Origin of the sequence: Paenibacillus sp. PAMC 26794, assembly GCF_000316035.1 — a bacterium.
GTDB lineage: Bacteria > Bacillota > Bacilli > Paenibacillales > Paenibacillaceae > Paenibacillus.
In genome coordinates this window covers 95,057-120,226 of record NZ_ANHX01000041.1, presented here as the reverse complement: position 1 = coordinate 120,226, position 25,170 = coordinate 95,057, and the positions used below count along the sequence as shown (strand labels likewise).

Sequence of the window (25,170 nt, the reverse complement as noted above, 5' to 3'; positions counted from 1 at the left end):
GCTCTATCGCAAGCGAAAGGCCAGCTCCTCCCGTTTCATTGTTGCCTGTTGCCTGTTGCCTATGTTCTTGATCTTTCCGAAATACTTCATTATAGAAAGGTTGCGTTCCATGAGACACATCGGATTACCTCCAAAACAGGGTCTGTATGACCCGCAGTTCGAAAAAGACGCATGCGGAATGGGTTTTGTTGCCAACATCAAAGGAGTACCTTCACACGATATCGTTAGTCAGGCACTGACCATGCTCAGTAACATGGAGCACCGCGGAGGACAGGGAAGTGAGCCGAATTCCGGTGACGGAGCAGGTATCCTGATTCAGATTCCACATCATTATTTTGCAGAGGAAGCGAAACGCCTTGGGTTTGCATTGCCTGAACAGGGATTCTATGGCGTAGGGATGTTGTTCCTTTCCCAGGACCCTGCCATTCGCAGTGCGCATGAAGAGAGCCTTAAGAAGATTATTGAAGAAGAAGGACAGACGTTCCTGGGTTTCAGGGATGTTCCTACTTTTGATGAAATGCTTGGCCGTTCTGCACTTGCAGCGAAACCTTATGTACGTCAAGTGTTCATTGGAAGATCCGCAGATGTGAAGGATGAGCTTGGATTCGAGCGTAAGCTGTATGTTATTCGCAGACGCGCTGAGTTGGCTATTCGTTATTCGGCAGATGAAGCAGAAGGTGGTTCATTCTATCTTCCGAGCATGTCTTGTCGCAAAATTGTATATAAAGGCATGCTGACAACGGAACAAGTTGGCGGGTTCTATCTGGATCTGCAGGAAGAACTCGTGGAATCGGCCATTGGACTTGTGCATTCCCGTTTCAGTACGAACACCTTCCCAAGCTGGGAACGTGCCCACCCGTATCGCTTCATGATCCACAACGGTGAGATCAACACGATGCGTGGTAACGTGAACTGGATGCATGCTAGGCAGTCCTTGTTCGAGAGTGAGTTGTTCGGTAACGACATCGCCAAAGTAAAACCGGTCATCAATCCCGACGGTTCGGATACAGCCATGTTCGATAACACGCTGGAGTTCCTGTATCTGAGCGGCCGTTCTCTGCCACACGTGGCGATGATGATGGTTCCTGAACCTTGGAGCACAGATGAGGGCATGGACCCTGCCAAAAAAGCATTTTATGAATATCACAGCACGATGATGGAGCCTTGGGATGGACCCGCAGCAATGGCCTTCACAGATGGTTTGCAAATTGGTGCAACACTTGACCGTAACGGTTTGCGTCCAGCTCGTTATTATGTAACCAAGGATGACCGTATTATCCTGTCCTCCGAAGTTGGGGTACTTGATATCGCGCCGGAAGAGATCCTGTACAAAGATCGTCTGCGTCCAGGTCGGATGTTGCTTGTGGATACACAAGAAGGCCGCATCATCGCGGATGAGGAAGTAAAAGCAATCATTGCAGCCGAGAACCCGTATCAGGATTGGCTTGATGAGCATTTGATGGATCTGAGCGAGTTGCCGGAAGCACCGGAACTTCCTGATCCAAAACATGATAACGTGACCCAGCTTCAGCTGGCATATGGTTATACATTTGAAGAACTTCGTAAAATCCTGGAGCCCATGGCAACAACAGGTATGGAAGCTACGGGTTCGATGGGTTATGATGCACCACTGGCTGTGCTGTCGGATCGTCCGCAGCGTCTGTACAACTACTTTAAACAGATGTTCGCCCAGGTAACCAACCCGCCAATTGATGCAATCCGTGAAGAGATTGTAACGTCTACGGCAACAACCATTGGTCCTGAGCGTAACTTGCTGAATCCTGAACCGGAGAGCTGTCGCCAGATCCGTCTGGATACACCAGTATTGTCCAATGAAGACTTTGCGAAGATTCGCCATGTGCGTCGCCCAGGCTTCCGCTCCATGACGATACCAATCTTCTTCACCGCTGCGGAAGGAGCAGAAGGGCTTCGCAAAGCGATGGATTTGCTCTTCGAAGCTGCGGATCGTGTCATCGACAAAGGTCATAACATTCTGATCCTGTCTGACCGTGGTGTGGATGCCGAGAATGCTGCCATTCCTGCACTGCTTGCTGTAGCAGGTCTGCATCACCATCTGATTCGCCAGGGAACCAGAACCAAAGTCAGCATTATGCTCGAATCGGCAGAACCGCGTGATATTCACCACTACGCATTGCTGCTGGGTTACGGTGTAAGTGCGGTGAACCCTTATCTGGCCTTTGAAACGCTGGATGACATGATTCAGCAAGGGTTGCTGCGTGGCATCTCGCATGAGAAAGCAGTGAAAAACTATATTAAAGCAGCTACCAAAGGCGTTACTAAAGTGTTGTCCAAAATGGGGATTTCTACGATTCAATCGTATCGTGGAGCTCAAATCTTTGAAGCGGTAGGTCTGAAATCAGACTTCGTTGACCGTTACTTTACCTGGACACCTTCCCGTATCGGCGGAATTGGGTTGGAAGAAGTGGCAGCCGAAGCGCTGACACATCATAACCGTGCTTTCACGGAAAAAGACGGTAACGATAAAGTATTGGATTCCGGTGGGGATTATCAATGGCGTAACGACGGAGAAGAGCATCTGTTCAATCCGCAAACCATTCATACCCTGCAACATGCAGTACGCACTGGGGATTACAAGCTGTATAAAAAATATTCCAAACTTGTGCAAGGTGAGAATGATCAATTGCTGACCATTCGCTCCATGCTGAAACTGAAACCGGTGGGAGATTCCATTCCACTCGAAGAAGTTGAATCCGTAGAAGATATCATGCGTCGGTTCAAAACAGGTGCAATGTCCTTCGGTTCAATCAGTAAAGAGGCGCATGAAGATCTTGCCATCGCTATGAACCGTGTTGGAGGTAAATCCAATACCGGTGAAGGTGGAGAAGATCCGGCTCGCTTCATTAAAGATAGCAACGGGGATTCCCGTCGCAGTGCCATCAAACAGGTAGCATCCGGACGTTTCGGTGTTACATCCAACTACTTGGTTAATGCCGACGAAATTCAGATCAAAATGGCACAGGGAGCAAAACCGGGTGAAGGCGGACAACTGCCAGGACGCAAAGTGTATCCTTGGGTTGCTGAAGTCCGTGGTTCAACACCGGGTGTAGGTCTGATCTCGCCACCACCGCATCACGATATCTACTCAATCGAGGATCTGGCAGAGCTGATCTATGACTTGAAAAACGCCAATCCGCGTGCTGAGATCAACGTCAAGCTCGTATCGGAAGTGGGCGTGGGTACCATCGCAGCTGGTGTAGCCAAAGGCCGTGCCGATATTATCCTCGTCAGCGGTTATGACGGTGGTACAGGTGCATCACCGCAAGGTTCGATTCGCCACGCAGGTATGCCGTGGGAACTGGGTCTTGCAGAGACACATCAGACGTTGATGCTGAACAATCTGCGTGACCGTGTTGTCCTCGAAACAGATGGTAAAATGCTTAACGGCCGTGACTTGGCAATTGCAGCCTTGCTTGGAGCAGAAGAGTATGGTTTCTCAACAGCACCGCTCGTTGCACTTGGCTGTATCATGATGCGTGTATGTCAAATGGATACCTGTCCGGTTGGTGTAGCGACACAGAATCCGGAATTGCGTAAAAATTATATGGGTGACCCGGCTCATGTGGTTAACTTCATGCGATTTGTTGCTGAAGATGTGCGTGAGATCATGGCTGATCTTGGTTTCCGTACTATTCAGGAGATGGTCGGACGTACAGATTGCCTCGAAACGGTAGAAGCCGTAGATCACTGGAAGAAAAAAGGTGTGGATCTGTCTGTATTGCTGCACGTGCCTGAAATGCCAGAAGGCTCTGCACGTTACCGCACACAGCATCAGAACCACCAATTGGAAGAAACGCTGGATATGCAGCAATTGTTGCCACTGGCACAGTCTGCTATTGAATCCGGTCAACCGGTTGAAGCGGTGCTTCCAATTACAAACGTTAACCGTGCAGTAGGTACCATTTTGGGTAGTGAGATCACACGCAAATATGGACTCGCAGGATTGCCTGAAGATACGGTTAAATTCAAATTTGTCGGCTCTGCCGGACAAAGCTTTGGGGCCTTTGTACCTAAAGGTATGACCTTGACCGTTGAAGGGGATTCCAATGACTATGTAGGTAAAGGACTGTCCGGGGGTAAACTGATCGTGATGCCTTCTCCGAAAGCAACGTTTGAGGCGGAAGATAACATCATTATCGGTAACACGGCTCTCTACGGAGCAACAAGCGGTGAAGCGTATATCCGTGGTATTGCGGGTGAGCGATTTGCTGTACGTAACTCGGGTGCCAAAGTAGTCGTTGAAGGTGTAGGCGACCATGGTTGTGAGTATATGACTGGTGGACGTGTCGTTGTACTCGGCGATACAGGTCGTAACTTTGCAGCAGGGATGTCCGGAGGTATTGCCTATGTGTATGATCCGGAAGGCACATTCCTGAAACGTTGTAATCTGGAAATGGTTCTTTTGGAGCGTATCGAAGATGTGGCCGAAAGTGCAGATCTGCGAGGCATGATTCAACGTCATGTTGCCAATACAGGAAGTGCTGTCGGTCAGCGCATTCTGGATAACTGGCAAGATGCGCTGAATCAGTTCGTTCGGGTTATTCCGAAGGACTTCAAGCGTATGACAGAGCAGATCGAACGGATTCAGGCAACAGGTTTGACTGGAGAAGCAGCGCTGCTCGCAGCGTTTGAAGCGAATATGCGTGAACTTGCACGTGCTGGAGGCTAATACCTTCCTTGTTCAAGTATAAGTTGCATGAACAGGTTGTATTAAGAATAATAGGAGCTATAGGGTTGCCATTCTGGCACCGTATAGCTCCTATTTGGCTTTCGACAAAATTAGAACCCCTTCAAAAAACGTTATCGCCATGAGACGACAACATCGAGGAACATTCTCAAGTATAATAAGGCTAGTTTTGGAGGGCAGGGAAAGTATAAAGATAAGAGAGGTTAGCGGAATGAATATGAAGCATCCAAACAGGGACGATCGTAGGCCGACAGGTAAACAAGTCGAAGCAACCCAGATGGACATCATGAAGGTTTTACTGCAATGCGGAATCGACCCGGAGCGTTGGAACCATTTCGTATCCTCCGTCAACAACAAGCGTCCTTGACACAAAAGACAACCATGGTATGGAAGGGAATCAGGACACAAAAAAAGCCCAGAAGCCAGAGATGTTATCTCTCGGGAACTGGGTCCTCTTTTCGGGTTTAGTCCATGCTGCGTTCCATTCGGACAAACGCAATAAAACGACGTGCCTCTTCTTCTGTTAAAGACTTCCCATCAATCATCAGATCGAAGCGTTCCAACACTTCCTTATCCGACAACTCCAAGGTATCAACGAATTCACGTACGTCTTCATCCATCACGACATCGCTTTGCTTCGTACGTCCTATAAGATAATCAATAGACACCTCAAAGATGTCAGCAAGTCTCGTTAACACTTCGAAATCCGGTTTACGACGGTTCTTCTCGTAGTGGGAGAGAGCAGCTCTGGTAATATGAATGGAGCTCGCAAGTTCTTCTTGAGTAAGTCCCCGCTGTTCCCGTAATTCAGCAATGCGATTTCCGTAGCTCATAAGCTATTTCCCCCTGAACGACATCAAATATATATTGAAACAATCCTGAGCCAAGTGTTTGATCAGGGCAGCTTTCCTGCAAAAGAGTGAATCCTCATGTGTTTCCTTTAACCCATTTTCATTTGTAAATAGGTCTGTCTAAGGACATCTCAAATTGTCGTAAATCAAAAGAACCATGTCCAAATACCGCTTGACATGATACGTATTGTATCGTAAATTGGACGTATGGAGTTACAAAATGTATCATTTGGGATATTTTAAGTATCTCCTGGTTGCCTGGACCATATACCTGTGAGAAGGAAGTAGAGGCAGTCCATGTAGGCTAATCCATTCTAAAGGAATGAAACCATGTATTCAATAATTCAGGAATGGGCTGATATGAAATTAAATGTCCATATGTACATTCAGGAGTTTCGTGGGAAAATGGTAGACCGCAAAAGACGCCCTGTTCTGTTACTTGGAATGGACACTCAAGCAATCACCTTCCTGAGCGACCTGAACTTGCCGGTATCATCAGAAATGCTCATTGGTTTGGATGTTGAAGATCAACATGTATGTGTACGACTTCACGCAAGGTTGCAATGGAAACAGCCCTTCGGAGAGCTCACAATGTATCATTCAAACTTGCATATTCAGCACGAACAGAAACTATATATAACTGGACAGTTAAACACAATGCTTACTGAAGTTCAGTTTCCCGCAGTTTCCCGTTTTCAGTATGAAAAGGCAACAGAACAAAAGGCTCTGCAGGAACCCTATCATTACATTGATTTCACCATATAATTCTTCCAAGTCGATTCTTAACATTTTCTGAACAAAACATGTACTTAACGCCATTTTACTATATTTCATAGCGTTATGCATTAGTTCTTTAACACCAAAAGCATTTGCGCAATGAATAAAGGGGCAAGGGGGCTCATACTATTTCAGGAAGTTTGAATCTGGTTGAAATGCACTGCCACATATTATCCGGCCTGGATGATGGTCCTGTTCGAATGGAGCAGTCCGTTGCAATGGCTGAGAAGGCGGTAGCCTCAGGAATTACCTCCATTATTGCTACTCCGCATCACCTGAACGGGCAATACAACAATGAACCGATGGTGGTCAATCAGGCCGTGAACCTGCTTCATGCAGAACTTCGCAAACGCAACATTCGCCTGGAGATCCGTCCCGGACAGGAGATCAGGGTACATGACAACCTGATTGGAGACTTATATGCAGGAAAGTGCTGCACACTCGCCGGAAGTCGTTACATGTTGCTGGAACTGCCCTTTGGTCATATTCCCTCACAGTTCCCCAGGATACTGCATGAATTACGAATAGCGGGAATTACCCCTATTATTGCTCATCCGGAACGCAATCGTGTCATTTTGAAGAAGCCAAAGTTGTTGGCTGATTACTTGAGTCAAGGCGGACTATGTCAGCTCACTGCTCAATCTTTCACTGGGCTTTTCGGACGGAAAGTTCGGCAGTGGTGTTTTCATTTTTGCAAAGAAAACGGGTTTCATTTCATTTCATCAGATGCACATGATACGTGCAAAAGGACATTTGCCATAAGTGAAGGAGAGCGGGCCATCGAGCGTCGATTTGGAGCTGAAGCCGTTAAGAGGCTGGCAGAGAATGCGTCGCACATTCTATCGAATTCATGTCTGGTCACAGAACGCTGGAAACCTCGCAAATGGCTACTGTCCATCTGGTAGTTACATAGGATAGATCACAACGTATAGGAGGAATGAAAGTGGAACTGAAAGGATATTTTCGACTCTTACAAAAGAAACTGTGGTTGATTGTTGCAATTGCTTTGATAGCCGGTGTGGGTGCAGGGGTCAAAAGCATTTTCTTCACCCAGCCCATCTATGAGGCAAGTTCCAAACTGATCGTGAACCAGACCTCTAACGTTCAAGGCCAGGCGATGATGGACTTCAGCATGATCCAAACCAATATCAAACTCATTAACTCATACAGAGAAATTATTAAATCTTCTGCCATTATGGATAAAGTCGCTACCACGTATCCGGACCTAGGCTTAACCTCTGCACAGCTCATGAATAGCACCTCCGTCTCTACAGCCAGCGAATCCCAAGTGATGAGCATAACTGTACAAGGGACTACCTACGAAAAAGCCGCAAAAACGGTCAATGCCATCTCCAACGTGTTCCAATCTCAAATCCCCCTAATCATGAAAATAGATAATGTGGCTATCCTCAGTGAAGCGAAAGTGGATAGTAACGCATCTCCAATCAATATGAAAACCACATTAAGCATCATTGTCAGTCTGTTCGCAGGTCTTGTGCTCGCGATTGCACTCGTATTCCTGCTGGATTATCTGGACGACACATTCAAATCCGAAACTGAACTTGAAAAAGAGCTTGGCCTGCCTGTGCTTACAGTGATATCCAAAATGAAAAAAGATGATCTGAAAAATACGAAAAATTACGTATCTCAACAGAAAGTGGGGGATGGCAAATATGTCGCGGCAAACCAATGAAAATAACAGTCTGGTGACCTATTTTAACTCCAAATCTCAAATCTCGGAGGGATACCGTAAATTACGGACGAACATCCAGTTCTCCTCAATCGACAGTCATATCAAAAAAATCATGGTGGCTTCCGCTGAATCCGGCGAAGGCAAGACCACAACCATTAGCAATCTGGCGGTAACCTATGCCCAGGAAGGCAAAAAAGTTCTGCTGATTGATGCGGATCTGCGTAACCCTTCCTTGCACCAGGTGTTTTCCGTACCCAATCATATCGGTCTTAGTAGTGTGCTGTCTAATCAGTACAGTGTGGAAGAAGTGCTTAGAGAGAGTTATATCGACAACCTCCAATTGTTCACTTCTGGCCCAATTCCGCCGAACCCTTCCGAGATGATCGGTTCCAACCGGATGAAAAGGCTGATTGAGAAGTTAGAGGATCAATATGATGTCATCATGTTTGATACACCGCCGGTGCTCGCAGTAACGGATGCACTCATTGTGAGTTCGCTGTGTGATGGTGTGCTGCTGGTTGTGAACTCGGGCAAGGTCAAGAAGGAACTGGTGAAGAAGACCAAGGCTGCTCTGGAGCATGTGAATGCACGAATCCTGGGCGCAATCCTGAACAATATCAAAAACGTTGCAGTTCCGGTGGGCTACGGAGAGAAGTAAACCTTCCATCCAATGCTCCCAAATAAACAGGTAATGTCTACTGCACCTTTATCACTGTAGGCACTCGGTCATGCTGTGGGTTCAATGAACCTTAGACGTTAATCGTCGAAGGTATGACGTGAGGACGGGTTAGATGCCCTGGTTCAACTTTTATCAAACTAAAAAAAAAAGAGGATAGGGTGGTATTTATGAAAAAAGTAAGAAAAGCAATCATTCCTGCAGCTGGACTAGGTACACGATTTTTGCCAGCCACAAAAGCGATGCCCAAAGAAATGCTCCCTATTGTGGACAAACCAACTATACAGTATATCGTTGAGGAAGCCATTGCCTCTGGAATCGAAGACATCATCATCGTAACTGGTAAAGGGAAGCGGGCAATTGAAGATCATTTCGACAACGCTTTTGAATTAGAACATAACTTGCTGGAAAAAGGGAAGCTGGGCCTGCTTGAAGAGGTTCGCAAATCCTCTAATGTGGATATCCACTACATAAGACAAAAAGAGGCCAAAGGACTTGGTCATGCTGTCTGGTGTGCACGTAACTTTATCGGTGACGAACCATTTGCCGTGTTGCTCGGAGATGACATCGTCGTATCGGAAGTGCCATGCACCAAACAATTGATTGATCAATATGATCAGGTTCAACATTCCATTGTTGGCGTACAAACCGTACTTGCTGAACAAACAGACAGATACGGCATTGTGGACCCGCTTCAATCGGATGGCCGTTTGACAGAGGTTCTCAGGTTCGTAGAGAAACCTGCCCAAGGCACAGCGCCTTCCAACCTGGCGATTATGGGGAGATACGTACTGAGTCCAGAGATTTTCGAACATCTGGAGCAACAAGAGATTGGTCAAGGGGGAGAGATTCAATTAACAGATGCGATTCAGCGTTTAAATGAGACACAAGGAGTGTATGCTTACGATTTCGAGGGAGTACGTTATGACGTGGGCGAGAAACTGGGATTCATTTTGACGACCATCGACTTCGCTCTGCAAAAACAGGAACTTAGAATTCCAATGCTGCAAGCTCTGCAACGGATTCTGGATAAAGAGTCGGTAGAACATGCAGCCGGGGGGGAGTTTGAATGAGTCCATCTCCCCGAACGAAGGAAGCGGAGATTGTTATGGACCCAAGTCTGGGGTACAACGCATCAACGATGTCAGGACAAAATGCGGATAAAGTGTATCTATTTATGAAAAGAATGCTCGATTTGCTGGGTTCTTTCATAGGTTTGATCATTTTGTGCCCTTTGTTTGCGGTCATCGGAATACTGATCAAAATCGAGGCCCCGCAGGGGTCTGTTTTTTTTCGTCAGGTACGGGTAGGACAGGATGGGAAAGAGTTTCATATGTACAAATTCAGGTCCATGGTTGCGAATGCTGAAGATCTGCTGGAACAGCTGATTAATCAGAATGAAGTGAACGGGAATATGTTCAAAATGAAAAATGATCCCCGCATTACCCGGATTGGCAAGTTCATTCGGAAAACCAGTCTGGATGAGCTGCCACAGTTGTGGAACGTGTTCAGAGGAGAGATGAGTCTCGTTGGACCCAGACCTGCTCTGCCCAGAGAAGTGAAGAACTACACTTCCTATGACAGACAACGTCTTCAGATGATCCCGGGATGTACGGGATTATGGCAAGTCAGCGGTCGAAACAGTGTTGGTTTTGAAGAAATGGTAGAGTTGGATCTGACGTATGCCCGTGAGCGCAGCATGATGGTGGATATCAAAATTATCTTCAGAACGTTCAAGGTGCTGGTAGGTTCGAAGGATGCGTTTTGAAACACGATTCTGGCTTTGAGGTGGCATAGCAGATATGCAAAAAACAGACTATTTTGCTTCTTCTAGAGGGAATACGTTATACATCATTCTTTCCTCATTGATCATTATTGGCATGGCAGTATACTTACCCGTCATTTCGATCATGGCATTGGTACTACTGATTCTGTTTGGGGTTTACATGAAACATCCAAGTTGGGTCTATATGATTGTGATCGGTACGTTCTCGCTATCGATGGACAAAATCTTCAGAATGCAAATGATGGGTTTTGACGCTTCTTCCTTTTACAAGTTGCTGATCCTGTTTTTCATACTTCCTATTTTTTTGAGGTATGGATTGAAGAAACAATTTATTTATCCAGCTTTGGCGGTAGGTTATCTCTTTGTTCAGAGTTACTTTTTATCTGTCATGCCAAGCAAGATGAGCCCACTCGATCCCTTTAAAGCTTTTTTGGGATTAGTGGTTCCCTTCCTGTTACTTATGGTGAATTTTCCGAAGGAAGTTAGCAAAGGGATCATCAGAGTCCTCGCCTGGCTTCCGGTGTTTAGTTTGATTGGCGGTCTCATCCTGCAGCAAATGGGCATGTTGTCCATCACCAATCTGGAGGGTACAGGCGTCAGTCGCTTACAGGGAGCTAATATTGCAGCGCATTTGGGGATGCTTTGTTTTATTTCGATCTGTGTCTGTCTGATGGAGATTCGATACAAAAATCAGGTGATTTTGAATTATGCACTTACACTAACCCATTTTATTATTTTGATTCAGACGGGGACTCGCGGGCCCTTACTTGCGCTGATTCCCATCGTGTGCATGTATTTATTTGACCATGTAAGGAAATTTGTGAAGGGCAGAACGAGTGCTCTTCTTCCTGTTGTATTGTTTATGGCAGCCGTCTCCGTGATGGTTTTTTTACAGTGGGATAATTATGAATTGAGGCAGGAGAGCAAGGGATTATCAGGTAGAGACTCCGCGTGGGCCTTCTTTATCAAAAAAGCGAATGACTACCCCATTTTTGGTCAGGGACTGGGTTCTTCGTTGGTTGCCAATGATGGCAGTATCTTTTCAGGCTTTACCGTTCCCCATAATGAATACATCCGCTTTTATTATGATGGGGGACTAGTGGGGGCCTTGCTGATTTTTGGAGCCTTATTATTCGTATACAAAAAGGTGTATAGCAAGTTAAATCGTCTCGTGAAACCTTATTTTGTTGGCATGATTGTTGGATTCTCCATTTACTCTTTTGTCGACAATACATTATCCACCATTCATTTAATTGCTCCTTTTTGTGTGTATCTTAATGCGTTATATCAGATCAGTGATGAGAAACACGTTGTCCCTGAAAAAACTCAGGAGTTTCTCCCTCGAAAGGAGATCGTGCAATGAAAGTCTGTCTAGTGAGTTCCACAGGAGGCCATCTGAATCAATTATTAAACCTGATTCCTGCGGTGGAAGAGCATGATTACTTTTTGGTAACGGAAAAAAGCGAAGCGAGCAGCAAACTGAATCTGTCCACTCGAACCTATTTCCTGTCTCAGCAAGAGCGAAAGAATATCCTGTTCCTGTTTATTGTGCTGCGCAATGTCATAGCTTCGATGTTCATTCTGCTGAAAGAACGCCCGAAAGTTCTGATCACCACTGGAGCGGGAGCGGTATATCCCTTGTGCTTACTTGGAAAATTGATGGGAGCCAAGCTTGTTTATGTGGAGAGTTACGCCAAAATATATTCTCCGACCCTGACGGGGAGAATGATTTACAAGTTTGCCGATGAATTTTATATCCAATGGGAGACACTTCAAGAGGCTTATCCGAAGGCGAAGTATAGGGGGGCATTATTTTGATTTTTGTCGTGCTTGGAACACAGCGATTCCAGTTTAACCGACTTTTGAAAGCCGTCGATCATCTCATCCAGGAAGGGCAGATGCCTTCGGAGGTGCTTGTGCAATCCGGTTACAGTGAATATAAGCCGCTTCATTATCAACAAAAGCCTTTTTTTAATCAGGAAGAGATGAATGACCATATTGCGAACAGTGACTTTGTCCTGTCCCATGCGGGAGTAGGCGTGATTACCAGTGCACTACAGATGAACAAAAAGGTAATCGTGATGCCCAGACGGAAGGATCAGGGGGAGCATGTGGATAATCATCAACTGGAGATCGCGAAGGTGTTTCAAGATAAAGGGTATATTTCGGTGGCTCAGAACGAGGATGAACTCTACGCATTAATATCCAATATGGATAAACTCGATTTCAAACCCTATGTGAAAAGTAACTCGCAGTTGATCTCCTCCATTAAGGGTTACATTGATTCTCTTTGATGAGATGGGTTCTTTACGATTCAAAAGGAGTGGAATAATGAAACCTAAGGTGTTGGTCATCGGTTCTTCTACGAAGGACATGGGCGGAATTGTGAGTGTCATTGTGAATATCGAAAATTCATTGATCGCCGAGCAGTACCATTTACAGCGGATTGAAACCTACATTACGGGTAGTGTGCTCGCACGACTATTCATCTTCATCAAAGGGTTTCTTCAATTTCTCGTGAAGCTCGTGACATTCAAACCCGATATGATTCATATTCATATGTCTTACAACGGGAGCTTTTACCGTAAAGCGTTGTTCATTCTCGTTGGCCGCAAAATATTCAGAGTGCCAGTGATTGTGCATATCCATGCTTCCAGTTTCGATGTGTTCTATCATCGGCATCCCTTGCAACAGAAGCTATGCAAGTACGTCTTGAATCAAGTGGATAAATTAATTGTACTATCGTATACATGGAAGAGCTTTTTTTCCCAAATCGTCCCCGAATCCAAAATCGAAGTGCTCTACAATGGCGTATTCATTAAAGAACCTCCGATTAGGGAAGAGCGTCAGGTTCCACGTTGCTTGTTCATGGGCCGGCTTGGTAAGAGAAAAGGCGTGTATGATCTCCTGCTAGCTATTCAACTATTGAAGCATCGCGGGGTCGAAGCGGTCTTCACACTTGCTGGCGATGGGGAAGTTAATGAAGTTCGGGCACTGGTTGAGCGTTACGGCATCACAGAATATGTGGAAGTGCCAGGGTGGATTAGAGGCGAGGAGAAGGAACGCTTGCTTCACCATGCCGATCTGCTAGTTCTACCTTCCTATCACGAAGGGCTTCCAATGGCGATTCTGGAGGCGATGAATGAAGGTTTGCCGATTGTTTCTACTCGGGTGGGTGGCATACCGGAAGTGATTACAGATGAGCTAAATGGTTTTCTCGTTGAACCAGGGGATGTAGCAGCTCTGGCTCATGTGCTGGAGAGACTTATTCTGGATAAAGAATTAAGAATGCACATGGGATTGAACAATAAGGAACTGGTCACATCCAAGTTCAACATGAACAGTCTGATTGAAAATTTATCGTCCATCTATGACAAGGTGCACGTGAAAGTGTCCTAGTTTCAAGGGAAAGGTGGTTCTATGGAAGCATTGGTAAGCTGTATTATAACAACGCATAATCGCGCTGAATTGTTAAAAAAGGCCATGGCAAGTGTGCTGGCGCAGACCTATCCCTTTCTGGAAATTATTATTGTGGATGATGGCTCACAGGATCATACCGCAGAGGTATGCAGAGCATGGACCAAGGAAGATCACAGAATACAATATATCCAGGTCCCATATGCTCAAGGTGCCAATCATGCCCGCAATTTAGGGATACAACGTGCCAACGGGAAATATATTGCGTTCCTGGACGATGATGATCAGTGGCTACCTGATAAAATTCAATCCCAGACTCGGACGCTGGAGCAAAATAAAGAACTCTTTTGCTTTTGCAGTAAAGTCCTTGTCTATGTGGATCAGGATCACAAGGTGACTCGCAGAAAGGTGTCGGTTGAATCCCGTGATCTCGTCTTCTATGCGGATCTGCTGACCTATAACTGGATCGGAGAAACCTCCAAAATCATGGTGCAGACCCAGTTGGCACGTTCGGTCATGTTTGATGAACAATTAACCTCTGCACAGGACTATGATTTCTATCTTCGTATTCTGCAAAGAGGGCATCATGCAATCAATATCAAGGAGCCCCTTGTGCATATTTATATCCATCAAGGACCACGAATCTCTACCTCATCCAAGAAAAAGTTCCAGGGACAACGCAAAGTACTGATTAAGTATTACAAGGATATGAGCGAGGAACAAAAGAGGCGTCAACTTCATCATTATCGCATGATGGAATGGTCCAAGAATCCGAAACGAAATGTTCTTTTTCTCAAAAATACGTTGGCTCTTTATCCATGGTGGAAAAACTTCACCTTGTTCAAGCGTAATATCAGAACCATGTTGGTCGGGTATCGCTTGAGAAAACAGTTCCGAAGCGAAACGTTGAGCAAAGAAGAGTATAAAGGAACAGCCTAAAGCAGAGGTGTAGTCATGCGTGAACCTGTAGTTTACATGTTGCCCAAAATGATCAAGACGAACAAATTCAATGAATTATTATCCCAATCCATCGAAGATCAGGGATGGGATGTGAAGCATTTTTCCAAAAAAGACTTAAAACATGTCCGTAAGAATGATGTACTTCATTTTCACTGGCCGAGTTTTTATTACAAAGGAAACAACGCGTTCTCGACATTCATCAAGTCCATGTTTTTCATTCTCATGATTATGTATGTGCGACTAAAGGGTGCGAAGTTGTTCTGGACGGTTCATAACATATGGCCGCATAACAGCGGCAGAACGTGGCATGATTACTGGATGAGGACTTTTCTGGTGCGGAACTGTACCAAACTGATTGTGATGGGCAAACCGCTCATTCGCAGCGTCAGTGAGACGTTTCATGTGCCTGAGAACAAGATTGAAGTCATCCCTCACGGGCATTATCAGGGGGTATATGGACGAACAGGGCAGAACATCAGAGACCTCTTTAACATCCCGGCAAATGACTATGTCTTTGCTTTTTTTGGTCAGGTTTCGCCGTACAAAGGGGTGGATGATCTAATCAAGGCGTTCAACCATCTGGATTGGAAGGATGCTCATCTGCTCATTGCTGGCAAGAAAGCAGCTGACTATGATCTGGAGGATTCGATACGCCATTCGGATCGCATTCACACGTATTTCAATTTTATTCAGGATGGGGAGTACTCGGATTATTTTGAAGCCATTGATTCGATGATTCTTCCGTATAAAAATATTGCGACGTCAGGCAGTGCAATTCTGGCACTGTCTTTTGGTAAACCTGTCGTTGCCCCAAGAATGGGGCTCATGGAAGAGTACTTGCCCGAGAGCTGTGCAGTATTGTATGACCCTTCGGATCAGAAGGGACTGGAAGAAGCTATGAAGAAGATCCGTGCCAAGGATGACGAGTTCAGGGAAGGCAATGGATTCCAATCTATGCTTGATAAGTTGGAATGGTCAGGGATCGCCAAGCGAACGATTTCGCTCTATACGATCTAAATCAATGAGGATGCGGGGACGATCGAATGAAAGCCACTGTAGCCATTTGTACGTATAACAGAGCCTATGATCTGAGTGAATCCATTCATAGTGCCATCAGGCAACATGTTGAATATGAGGTTGAAATTATCGTGATTGATAACAATTCGACGGATCATACAGCTCAGCTTGTTCAGGAGATTCAGGCCAGCGAAGGCGTAAATAACGTCAAGTATATCCTGGAGAAAAAGCCGGGTTTATCGGCGGCAAGGAATCGAGCCATCCGTGAAGCACGCGGCGAGTACATTCTTTTCCTGGATGATGATGCAATCGCATCTCCGCTATGGATTCAACATATCGTTGGTGTCTTCGAAAGCGACTCTTCCATCGGATGTGTAGGCGGCAAGATTGAGCCTCTCTGGGAGAGCCAGAAGCCAGAGTGGATTCCTAGCGAGAACTTGTCACTGTATACCATTTTGGATTATGCAGACCATGTGGTTGAGATGCCTAATCCATCGATACCGTTCGGTGCGAATGTAGCGTTTCGTACAAGGCTCTTTCAGGACATTGCACCTTTTCGTGAGGACCTGGGAAGAGTGGGGAAGAACTTGTTATCCAATGAAGAGAGTGAACTGATCGCGCGGATCAGGGTTCAACATAAAGTGTTTTACACGCCCTTCGGCTCGGTTCAGCACAAGGTATCCAAAGAACGAACGACCAAGAACTGGTTTTTGCGCCGTGTCTTCTGGCAAGGTGTCAGTGATGCTGTTCGTAAAAAAGACAAGGGCGTGGTTCGAACGATAAAACACGCTATCCGTTTGGGGCAAGGGGTTATTCGAGCACTATTATGCATATACAGTCCGAAGCGTTTCACCCGGCAACTCGCTCAAATCTGCTACCGTAACGGTCTAATCATCGGGATACTCAGATATAACAGTAAGGAATGAGGAATAGTTCATGTCACAACTCGCGCTCCCAAAACTTTTCAAAGGCAATAGTCTGTTACAGACCATTGTGCATACCAGTGGAACCAACGTCATTATTATGGTCTTTACCACGATTACGTCGATCATTACTTCCCGTATGTTTGGTGTTGAAGGTAAAGGCGCTTTTTCGGCGATCTTGTTCTGGCCGACATTTCTCATTGGTCTCGTTAGCTGGGGACTCCCAACCTCGATTATTTATAACCTGAAACGGGAAGCTGCGGAGAAAAGCGCTGAATATTTGCGACTTAGCTTCATGGTCCAAATTCCGATCAGCTTTATTCTTGGAGCGATTGCCTGGATCTACATGCCTTCCTGGATGGCGGATTATCCCCCAGAGGTCATTACGATTGCCCGCTGGTTTACCGTCACCAGTATTCCGGTGCTGATCCTGATCAATCTGTTGTCTGCCCTCTCGCAGAGTCGTGACAGGTTCCAGGTGTATAACGGGATACGGTTATACAATCCGGTGCTGAAAGTGATTGTCATGGTTTCCTTATGGTTGCTGGGTGCGATGAGCATTGGCATGGCATCTTTTGTGTCCATAGCAAGTTCAGTGATTGTTGTCGCATGGGCAGCATATACGCTCAGAGATAGCCTGAATTTTAAGTGGTTTACCAAGGCGATTGATCGAAAGGCAGCCAAAAACTTGTTTGGTTACGGCAGTCGGGTATTTGGTGTGGAACTCCTCGGCACCCTCTACACCCAGTTCGACAAAATTATTATATTGGCTCTGCTCACCCCTAGAGATTTTGGACTCTATTCCGTCGTCTTTGCGTTATCTCGCATCTATAATGCCGTGCAAAATGCAATAAGCAGTGTTGTGTTCCCCAAGGTTACCGGATTACCACAGGATCAGGTCATTCGTACCGTTGGGCGAGCATTCCGACTTTCTTTAATTATCATGACGATTATCGTCTTACCGACCATGTTTGTAGGGAATTGGCTGATGGGTGTTTTGTTTGGTGCAGAGTTTTTGGAAGCGAGTCAGGCATTTTATATTTTGGCTTTTGAATGTATTATTGGCGGCGGTTCCTGGATTCTCGCCTCTGCATTCAATGCTTTGGGAAGACCGGGACTGGTTATGATCAGACAACTCATTGCTTTGTCTGTCACGATTGGTCTGTTTTTTGTCATGACTCCACTATGGGGACTGAATGGTATTGCCATTGCCCTGCTTATCGGCTCGATCGTACGTATGCTGGTTACTGTAGCAGCGATGAAGATCGCGTTTAAAGTCAAGTTCAGTGGCATGTTTTTTGACAAAAAGGATATTGCTTTCCTGTATGAACGGTTGAATAAAAAAAGAAGAGTCACCCAAGGAGGAGATGGAGATGCTGGGCACTAACAATATTCATCCCATGGAAGAGTTGAAGGGACATTTACTTCAGATTCTGAAGGTCATTCCGCCACGTACCGATATCTATTATCTGGATTACCCGGTTCACAGCAATGGTGGAGACTTGTTGATTATGAAAGGTACGGAAGCTTTCTTCCGAGACAACCATATGAATGTACTTGCCAGATACAGCATTCTGGATTGCCCTTTGTCACTCAAGGTACCGGAAGGTATCACGATTGTGCTGCACGGGGGTGGTAACTTTGGTGATCTGTACCCGGCTCATCAGAAGTTGAGAGAACGAATGATTGCCCAGCATCCGAATCACCGGATCGTGATTCTGCCACAGACGATGTTCTACAAGAGTGACATTGAATTGAAAAAGACAGCTCAGGTATTCAATCGTCATAAGGATCTGCACTTTTTTGTGAGGGATACATTATCTTATGAGATTGCCAGTAAAGAGTTTCAACAAACGAAAGTGTACCTTTCCCCGGATATGGCTCATCAGCTGTGGCCTCTCAAGTCCAAAAGCCAACCTAATGCGGAGATGTTGTATTTCTTTCGTAAAGACATTGAAAAGACCCAGAATCAAGTACATTATGAATCCGCCAGTGGGCCAAAGGCCACGTTTAAAGACTGGGAGACATTGTACAACCGGGTAGACCGGAAGATCATTCGCATGATCTCATCCCGTTTGAAATCAGGGAAAGGAAACTCTTTCGCCCGTTGGTTGTGGTACAAATACTCTGATCGGATGGTACATACGGCCATAAAGGAATTCAACAAATACAAGACCGTCACGACATCTCGCCTGCATGGACATATTCTGGCTTGTCTCCTGGATCAACCGAACATCCTGCTGGACAATTCGTATGGCAAGAACTCGAATTATTATGCAGCCTGGACACGGAATAATCCGGTAGGCAGACTGGAAGCCGGTCAGACCAGCACATATAACCAACCAGCCAAGGCAGGTAAAGGATCTGGGGCGGTTGTGCTCTCGGATGGTGCAGCCCTATGAGAAGTATCTTGTTATCCGGTGGTTCTGGCAAGCGTCTCTGGCCTTTATCCAACGATTCAAGATCCAAGCAATTTCTTAAAGTGCTCCATGGACCCGAGGACAACTCGGAATCGATGGTGCAACGGGTATGGCGACAACTGAACCATGCCGGACTTGCATCACAGGCGTTGATTGCAACCAGTCTGCCTCAGGTGGAAATTCTGACTTCACAACTTGGGGACGATGTGAAGCTGGTTGTGGAGCCAGAGCGCAGAGATACGTTTCCTGCCATTGCACTCGCCGCTTCTTACCTGTATTCAGTGGAGAGTGTCAGCCTGAGTGAAACGGTTGCTGTACTTCCGGTAGATCCATTTGTCGAAAAGGAATTCTTCGAGGTTCTGGCGACCTTGCCTGAGATGCTCGATAAGTCAGGTGCTGATCTGGCTTTAATGGGAGTGGTACCGACCTATCCTTCAGAGAAGTACGGATATATCATTCCGCAATCCATATCTTCCGGCAAAAGTAACAACGAATACGTTAATGTAGCGAAGTTCCAGGAGAAACCCTGCGAATCCGATGCGGCCCTCATGATTGAGCAGGACGCATTATGGAATTGCGGGGTTTTTGCTTTTAAGCTGGGTTATTTGATCAATCTGCTGATTGAGATGGAGCTGCCCATACAGTATGACGAGATGCTGAAACAATATGGACGATTGCAGAAAATCAGTTTTGATTACCAGGTTGTCGAGAAGGCCAATCAGATTATTGCCATTCCTTACAACGGATTCTGGAAAGATCTTGGAACCTGGAACACCCTCACGGAAGAGATGGGAACTTCTGTTGTAGGAAAAGGCTGGATTACGGATGATTCTCATGATACTCACCTGATCAATGAATTGAACATTCCGGTTGCCGTATTGGGGTTGTCCGGTGTGGTGGTCGCTGTGAGTCCGGATGGCATTCTGGTCAGTGATAAAGAAGCCAGTCCACGGATCAAGGAGATCGTGAAGAACGAGGATCAACGTCCCATGTATGAGGAGCGCCGATGGGGGTGCTACCGGGTGCTGGATTATACGAGAAATGAAGCCGGCGGCGAGGTTCTCACCAAACGAATCTGCATTAGTGCCGGAAAGAACCTGAGCTATCAATACCATCTACTCCGCAATGAAGTATGGACGGTTGTATCAGGAACAGGGGAATTGATACTGGATGGTCAGCGTCGAACGATCAGCCAGGGAGATACGGTAATTATTGATCGGAGCATGCTTCATTCGGTCAGAGCAGTTACTGAACTGGAGATCATTGAAGTGCAAATCGGCAGTCAATTAATTGAGGAAGACATCGTTAGAATATCCATGGAATGGCAGGATATCGTTCAGACTTATATGAAGCACGTTTAAGCAAGAATTTTATGACATGGGGGAGATTATGGATGAATATTACGGTGATTGGCACAGGTTATGTAGGTTTGGTATCTGGCGTATGTTTTTCGGAACTGGGAAATAACGTGATCTGTGTCGACAATAATGTTGAAAAAGTGACTCTGCTGACAGGTGGTCATGTTCCAATCTATGAACCGGGACTCCAGGAAGTCATGACTTCCAATATGGATGCGGGCCGACTGACCTTCACCACCAACATTCAGGATGCCATCCATCGTTCAGATATCATTATTATTGCAGTAGGAACACCATCATTGCCGAATGGCGAAGCGAATCTGAGTTATATTGAGCTTGTTGCGCGAGAAATTGGTTCTTATATGGATAATTATAAAATAATAATGACTAAAAGCACGGTTCCTGTCGGAACCAACGATCGCATTCAGGAATGGATTAGCAGTTTGACGAGTCATCCGTTCGACATGGCATCGGTACCGGAGTTCCTGCGTGAAGGCACCGCTGTGAAGGATACACTATATCCTGACCGGATAGTCATTGGGACACATAGCGATCGGGCAGTTGCCACGTTAAAAGAGCTGCATCAGCCATTAACCGATCAGATTATTGTTACGGATATTCGCTCGGCCGAAATGATTAAATATGCATCCAACGCTTTCCTGGCGACGAAGATCTCCTTTATCAACGAAATCTCTAACATCTGCGAAAAGGTAGGAGCGGATGTTAGTCGCGTTGCTGAAGGCATGGGCTATGACAGACGAATCGGTGCATCTTTTCTCAAGGCAGGCATAGGTTATGGAGGTTCATGTTTCCCTAAGGATACACAAGCTCTGATTCAAATTGCAGGTAATGTAGATTATGACTTCAAACTGCTGAAATCCGTGGTGGAAGTGAACAAGGATCAACGTTTCAACGTGATTCGTAAACTGGAAGAGGCATTAGACGTACTAGATGGCAAACAAATTGCGGTCTGGGGTCTTGCTTTCAAACCGGACACGGATGATGTACGAGATGCACCGGCGGTTGAAATAATTCAACGTCTGCTTGATCAGGGAGCAACAGTTAAAGCCTACGATCCCATTGCTACTGAAAACTTCCGGAAGGAGGTCGATTCACCGGCAATTACATGGACCTCCAGTGCAATGGAGGCCGCCAAGGGTGCTGATGCGCTCTGTGTTCTAACGGAATGGAAGGAATTTATGGAGGTCAATCTGACCGAACTGGCAGTGCATATGAAGCAACCGATTCTAATCGATGGAAGAAATATTTATGAAGAAGACCAGATCAAGGATACAGCGTTTCAATATTACTCTGTAGGTCGTCCGGGATTAACGAATATTGATGGAAGAAAAACGGCAGTTCTGTAGCCGGAGGCATGAACATGAAACTCAAACTGGGGATCAAAATTTCGTTAACCGTTCTCATTCTTATGATTGCTATTGTCATTGGTTACGCAATCTATCTGTACCTCCATGTGAAATCGGCTGCAGACAACATCTATGAGCCCCGGGAACCGATCAAGCAGGTATCCATTGTGGACAACAGGGGAGGCAGGTTCCCGATTGACATGGAGAATCAGGAACCTTTCAATGCCCTGATTCTGGGTGTGGATGAGCGAGCCAATGATCGTGGACGTTCCGACACCATGATCGTTCTCAGTGTGAATCCGGCTCAAAAATCAGTGCTCATGTTGAATATCCCCCGCGATACGCGCACGAGCATCGTGGGGCATGGAACAGAGGATAAAATCAACCATGCCTATGCCTTTGGTGGTGTGAACATGTCTGTGCAAACGGTTGAACAATTCCTCGGAATACCCATAGATTATTATTTGAAAGTGGACATGGAAGGATTCGCCAAGGTCATCGATTTGGTTGGTGGGGTAGATGTCCACAATCCTTTTGCCTTTGAATATGAGGGTCATCGATTTGAGAAAGGAACCCTTCACTTGGATGGTGCAAGTGCATTGGGTTTTTCACGTATGCGTTACGATGATCCCAAGGGCGATCTGGGGCGAAATGATCGGCAACGTGAAATTATAAAACAAGTACTGAAAAACACCGTTCAGATATCGACTGTATTTCAGTTGGAGTCGTTGCTCGGAGAAGTGAGTGAACATGTCAAAACAGACGTTTCGTTTGATGAGATGAAGCAAATGCTTAGTAATTATCGTAACGTCCTGGAGCATGTGGAATCGGTTGAAATTAAAGGCTCAGGTAAGAAAATCGACGGAGTATATTACTATATGGTGGAAGAGTCTGAGAAAAATCGGATACATCAGCTGATCAAAGAACACTCCGGTTAAATGGATAAGGGGTGAACCACATGCGTATGTTCAGACTGCTAAAATTGGTGTTGATCGTCATTTTAATGTATACACTTATGATTCCGACATCCAGTAATGTTGTTCAGTCTGCTGAAAGTTATCGATGGGATCAGATACCCATTGGCGGTGGAGGTTATGTTACAGCGGTTGTTGTTCATCCAACGGAACCTGATTTGGTCTATGCTCGTACGGATATTGGCGGTGTCTATCGGCTCGATCCCATAAATAACAGGTGGATTCCTTTATTGGATCATATTGAGGCGGACGAAAGTAATCTATACGGCATCGATGGGATTGCACTGGATCATCAGAATCCGGATATCATCTATATTGCTGCCGGAAAGTATGCGAATGGGAGTCCCAGTGACATTTTGAAGTCGACAGATCGGGGCGAAACGTGGACCCGAACGGGATTAAATCTTCGTAATGTTTCCAATGGAAATATTCATAGGGCCATGGGAGAGAGTATCGCTGTCAACCCGTCAAACTCGAACTATTTGCATGTAGGTACAAGATACGATGGATTATATACATCCAGTAATGGCGGAGATACATGGAGCCAAGTACGTGAAGTTCCCTATGGTCTCTCAGGGCAGGGGATTCGAAGTGTTGTATATGGAGTTAACCCGGCAGCTAAGCATGAGCAAGTTGTGTATGTTGGGGTAAGAGGCATTGGAATCTTTGCCAAAATGAAACGAAGTAATGGCCAGATGACGTGGGAATTGATTAGAAACAGCCCGGAGAGTACAGCGCGGATGACGGTTTCAAAAAGCGGGATTTTGTATGTGACAACAGATAACCGTGGAATCCTGAAATATAATGGTAAGCAATGGACTAATATTACCCCGAGTTCGGAATATTCATCCTACTATGGCATTAGTATTGATCCCTCCAATGATAATCACATTCTGGCTGCTGTTCGAACGGGTGGCAGTAACTTACCCTTATATCGCTCCACCAATAGTGGTCAAACCTGGACCAGCGTGAACAAAACGTTGAACGACAGACCCCCATGGTGGACATCTAACATGTTTTTTTCGGCGACATCAAGTATAGTATTTGATCCACATCATCCTGGTAGAGTATATGCCTCCGATTGGTCAGGTGTATTTAAGACAGATGACATCACACAACCGATGACCCAATGGGATGCGATTACAGATGGACATGAGGAAGTTGTTGCCTTGTCAGCTGCGACACCACCTCAAGGAGCCGCTTTTTTTAGTGGTGTGGCCGATCAGGTTGGATTCAGGCATTCGGATATATTCAATACACCTATCCAAGATCTACCACTTGCAGGAATGCAGGAAGTGGTTAGCATCGATTATCACGAGGCAGATCCCAATCAGATCATTTATTTGGGGAGCAACGATTGGTATGGAACCATCACCAAGTTATTTGTGTCAACCGACAATGGACTGACAACGACCTCTGTGAATGTTCCAGCGGGTTCTCAATTGGGGCGTATAGCTTATTCGGCTTCCAATCCGGATTTAATTATTTATTTTCCGCAGAAAGGAAAGGCAGTGAGGAGCACAAATAAGGGTGTAACCTGGCAAAGTATGAATGGACTTCCGTCAAACAATACTGGAGGAGAGTCCATATTCACATATAATCAGACGCTGGCAGCTGATCGAACCAATGGAAATAAGTTTTATGCGTATTACGCTGGACATTTGTATCGGACAATTAACGGCGGAGCTAACTGGATGAAGGCAAACATAGTTGCATTGCCGCAAAGTGAGAAAATCAAGGTGGAGGCTGCGCCAGAAATGGAAAATGTAGTTTGGGTGAGTCTTGGGGGAGCAGGCTTGTATGCTTCTAATAGTTCCGGTGCTGCGTTCACCAAAATACAAAATGTACAATCGTCCGAATTATTTGCTTTTGGAAAAGGGAAATCGGGCGGAGTTACTCCTGCTGTCTTTATCTATGGCACGGTCAATCAGGTCAAAGGATTTTTCCGTTCTTACAATATGGGACTCACCTGGGAAAATATCACACCAGAAACGGAGATTGGTATCGGTAATGAGCCCCAAGTGATGGAAGCTGACCGCCAGACGTATGGAAAGGTCTATGTAGGTACCAATGGCCGTGGATTATTTACAGGCTATTTTGCTCAATAAACTGTACTTGGCTCTGTAAGAAGTATAGAAAGAGATATGAAAGTGGTGATTACAATCCTAATAGGGGAGGGCTCCCGGCGTAGGCGACGTAATCATAAGCGAAGAAGATATGGATAC

Annotated in this window: 22 protein-coding genes; 21 read left to right on the top strand and 1 reads right to left on the bottom strand. The window is 45.7% G+C overall.

Translation table 11 applies throughout. The annotated features are described in order from the left end of the window. The first annotated feature begins 109 nt into the window (after nucleotides 1–109). Together gltB and D829_RS33740 are read left to right on the top strand one after the other, a co-directional pair. Entirely contained in the window at nucleotides 110–4,708 is a 4,599-nt protein-coding gene (gltB, locus tag D829_RS0117070; protein ID WP_017690129.1) for a glutamate synthase large subunit, read from the top strand. Between the two features lie 229 nt (nucleotides 4,709–4,937). Continuing rightward, nucleotides 4,938–5,093 (top strand): hypothetical protein, encoded by a 156-nt coding sequence (locus D829_RS33740; RefSeq protein ID WP_017690128.1) that lies wholly within the window; start codon nucleotides 4,938–4,940, stop codon nucleotides 5,091–5,093. A 97-nt stretch (nucleotides 5,094–5,190) separates the two neighbouring features. Here the strand turns inward: D829_RS33740 and D829_RS0117060 are convergent, their stop codons facing one another. Continuing rightward, nucleotides 5,191–5,559 (bottom strand): helix-turn-helix transcriptional regulator, encoded by a 369-nt coding sequence (locus tag D829_RS0117060; protein ID WP_017690127.1) that lies wholly within the window; start codon nucleotides 5,557–5,559, stop codon nucleotides 5,191–5,193. A gap of 378 nt (nucleotides 5,560–5,937) precedes the next feature. Between D829_RS0117060 and D829_RS0117055 the strand changes: the two genes are divergently transcribed. From D829_RS0117055 to D829_RS0116965, 19 genes are all read left to right on the top strand, one after another. After that, entirely contained in the window at nucleotides 5,938–6,342 is a 405-nt protein-coding gene (locus D829_RS0117055; RefSeq protein ID WP_152417062.1) for a hypothetical protein, read from the top strand. A gap of 152 nt (nucleotides 6,343–6,494) precedes the next feature. Then, nucleotides 6,495–7,259 carry a CpsB/CapC family capsule biosynthesis tyrosine phosphatase gene (locus tag D829_RS0117050; protein WP_017690125.1) on the top strand — a complete coding sequence of 255 codons (765 nt, stop codon included), beginning with the start codon at nucleotides 6,495–6,497 and terminating at the stop codon, nucleotides 7,257–7,259. 38 nt (nucleotides 7,260–7,297) lie between these two features. Then, nucleotides 7,298–8,047, top strand: coding sequence for a Wzz/FepE/Etk N-terminal domain-containing protein (locus tag D829_RS0117045; protein WP_017690124.1), 750 nt, complete (start codon nucleotides 7,298–7,300; stop codon nucleotides 8,045–8,047). Continuing rightward, nucleotides 8,028–8,705: a CpsD/CapB family tyrosine-protein kinase gene (locus D829_RS0117040; RefSeq protein WP_017690123.1), complete on the top strand. Its 678-nt coding sequence runs from the start codon at nucleotides 8,028–8,030 to the stop codon at nucleotides 8,703–8,705. The genes D829_RS0117045 and D829_RS0117040 overlap by 20 nt, the downstream gene beginning before the upstream one ends. A gap of 188 nt (nucleotides 8,706–8,893) precedes the next feature. Beyond that, a complete protein-coding gene (gene galU, locus D829_RS0117035) occupies nucleotides 8,894–9,796 on the top strand; it encodes a UTP--glucose-1-phosphate uridylyltransferase GalU (protein WP_036661381.1) in 903 nt (300 codons plus the stop codon). Between the two features lie 35 nt (nucleotides 9,797–9,831). Continuing rightward, nucleotides 9,832–10,491, top strand: a complete 660-nt coding sequence (locus tag D829_RS0117030; protein WP_051153998.1) for a sugar transferase — start codon at nucleotides 9,832–9,834, stop codon at nucleotides 10,489–10,491. Between the two features lie 34 nt (nucleotides 10,492–10,525). Continuing rightward, entirely contained in the window at nucleotides 10,526–11,872 is a 1,347-nt protein-coding gene (locus tag D829_RS31280) for an O-antigen ligase family protein (protein ID WP_017690120.1), read from the top strand. Next, nucleotides 11,869–12,327 carry a PssD/Cps14F family polysaccharide biosynthesis glycosyltransferase gene (pssD, locus tag D829_RS0117020; RefSeq protein WP_017690119.1) on the top strand — a complete coding sequence of 153 codons (459 nt, stop codon included), beginning with the start codon at nucleotides 11,869–11,871 and terminating at the stop codon, nucleotides 12,325–12,327. Before D829_RS31280 ends, pssD begins: the two co-directional genes overlap by 4 nt. Then, a complete protein-coding gene (pssE, locus tag D829_RS0117015) occupies nucleotides 12,324–12,803 on the top strand; it encodes a PssE/Cps14G family polysaccharide biosynthesis glycosyltransferase (protein WP_017690118.1) in 480 nt (159 codons plus the stop codon). The genes pssD and pssE overlap by 4 nt, the downstream gene beginning before the upstream one ends. Nucleotides 12,804–12,840: 37 nt before the next feature. Then, nucleotides 12,841–13,908 carry a glycosyltransferase family 4 protein gene (locus tag D829_RS0117010; protein ID WP_017690117.1) on the top strand — a complete coding sequence of 356 codons (1,068 nt, stop codon included), beginning with the start codon at nucleotides 12,841–12,843 and terminating at the stop codon, nucleotides 13,906–13,908. Between the two features lie 21 nt (nucleotides 13,909–13,929). After that, the gene (locus D829_RS0117005) at nucleotides 13,930–14,865 is read left to right on the top strand and encodes a glycosyltransferase family 2 protein (RefSeq protein ID WP_017690116.1); all 936 of its coding nucleotides are present in this window, start codon (nucleotides 13,930–13,932) and stop codon (nucleotides 14,863–14,865) included. A gap of 15 nt (nucleotides 14,866–14,880) precedes the next feature. Continuing rightward, complete coding sequence (locus D829_RS0117000; RefSeq protein WP_017690115.1) at nucleotides 14,881–15,903, top strand: glycosyltransferase; 1,023 nt, start codon at nucleotides 14,881–14,883, stop codon at nucleotides 15,901–15,903. Between the two features lie 26 nt (nucleotides 15,904–15,929). Beyond that, nucleotides 15,930–16,829, top strand: a complete 900-nt coding sequence (locus D829_RS0116995; RefSeq protein WP_017690114.1) for a glycosyltransferase — start codon at nucleotides 15,930–15,932, stop codon at nucleotides 16,827–16,829. Nucleotides 16,830–16,839: 10 nt separating this feature from the next. Beyond that, nucleotides 16,840–18,213, top strand: coding sequence for an oligosaccharide flippase family protein (locus tag D829_RS0116990; protein ID WP_017690113.1), 1,374 nt, complete (start codon nucleotides 16,840–16,842; stop codon nucleotides 18,211–18,213). Continuing rightward, the gene (locus tag D829_RS0116985; RefSeq protein WP_017690112.1) at nucleotides 18,200–19,228 is read left to right on the top strand and encodes a polysaccharide pyruvyl transferase family protein; all 1,029 of its coding nucleotides are present in this window, start codon (nucleotides 18,200–18,202) and stop codon (nucleotides 19,226–19,228) included. Before D829_RS0116990 ends, D829_RS0116985 begins: the two co-directional genes overlap by 14 nt. Next, the gene (locus tag D829_RS0116980; protein WP_017690111.1) at nucleotides 19,225–20,607 is read left to right on the top strand and encodes a sugar phosphate nucleotidyltransferase; all 1,383 of its coding nucleotides are present in this window, start codon (nucleotides 19,225–19,227) and stop codon (nucleotides 20,605–20,607) included. The genes D829_RS0116985 and D829_RS0116980 overlap by 4 nt, the downstream gene beginning before the upstream one ends. A gap of 32 nt (nucleotides 20,608–20,639) precedes the next feature. Continuing rightward, complete coding sequence (locus D829_RS0116975; RefSeq protein WP_017690110.1) at nucleotides 20,640–21,971, top strand: UDP-glucose/GDP-mannose dehydrogenase family protein; 1,332 nt, start codon at nucleotides 20,640–20,642, stop codon at nucleotides 21,969–21,971. A 14-nt stretch (nucleotides 21,972–21,985) separates the two neighbouring features. After that, complete coding sequence (locus D829_RS0116970; protein ID WP_017690109.1) at nucleotides 21,986–22,909, top strand: LCP family protein; 924 nt, start codon at nucleotides 21,986–21,988, stop codon at nucleotides 22,907–22,909. Nucleotides 22,910–22,929: 20 nt separating this feature from the next. Next, on the top strand, nucleotides 22,930–25,053 hold the full coding sequence (locus D829_RS0116965) for a YCF48-related protein (protein WP_017690108.1): 2,124 nt from the start codon (nucleotides 22,930–22,932) through the stop codon (nucleotides 25,051–25,053). Nucleotides 25,054–25,170: the final 117 nt, after the last annotated feature.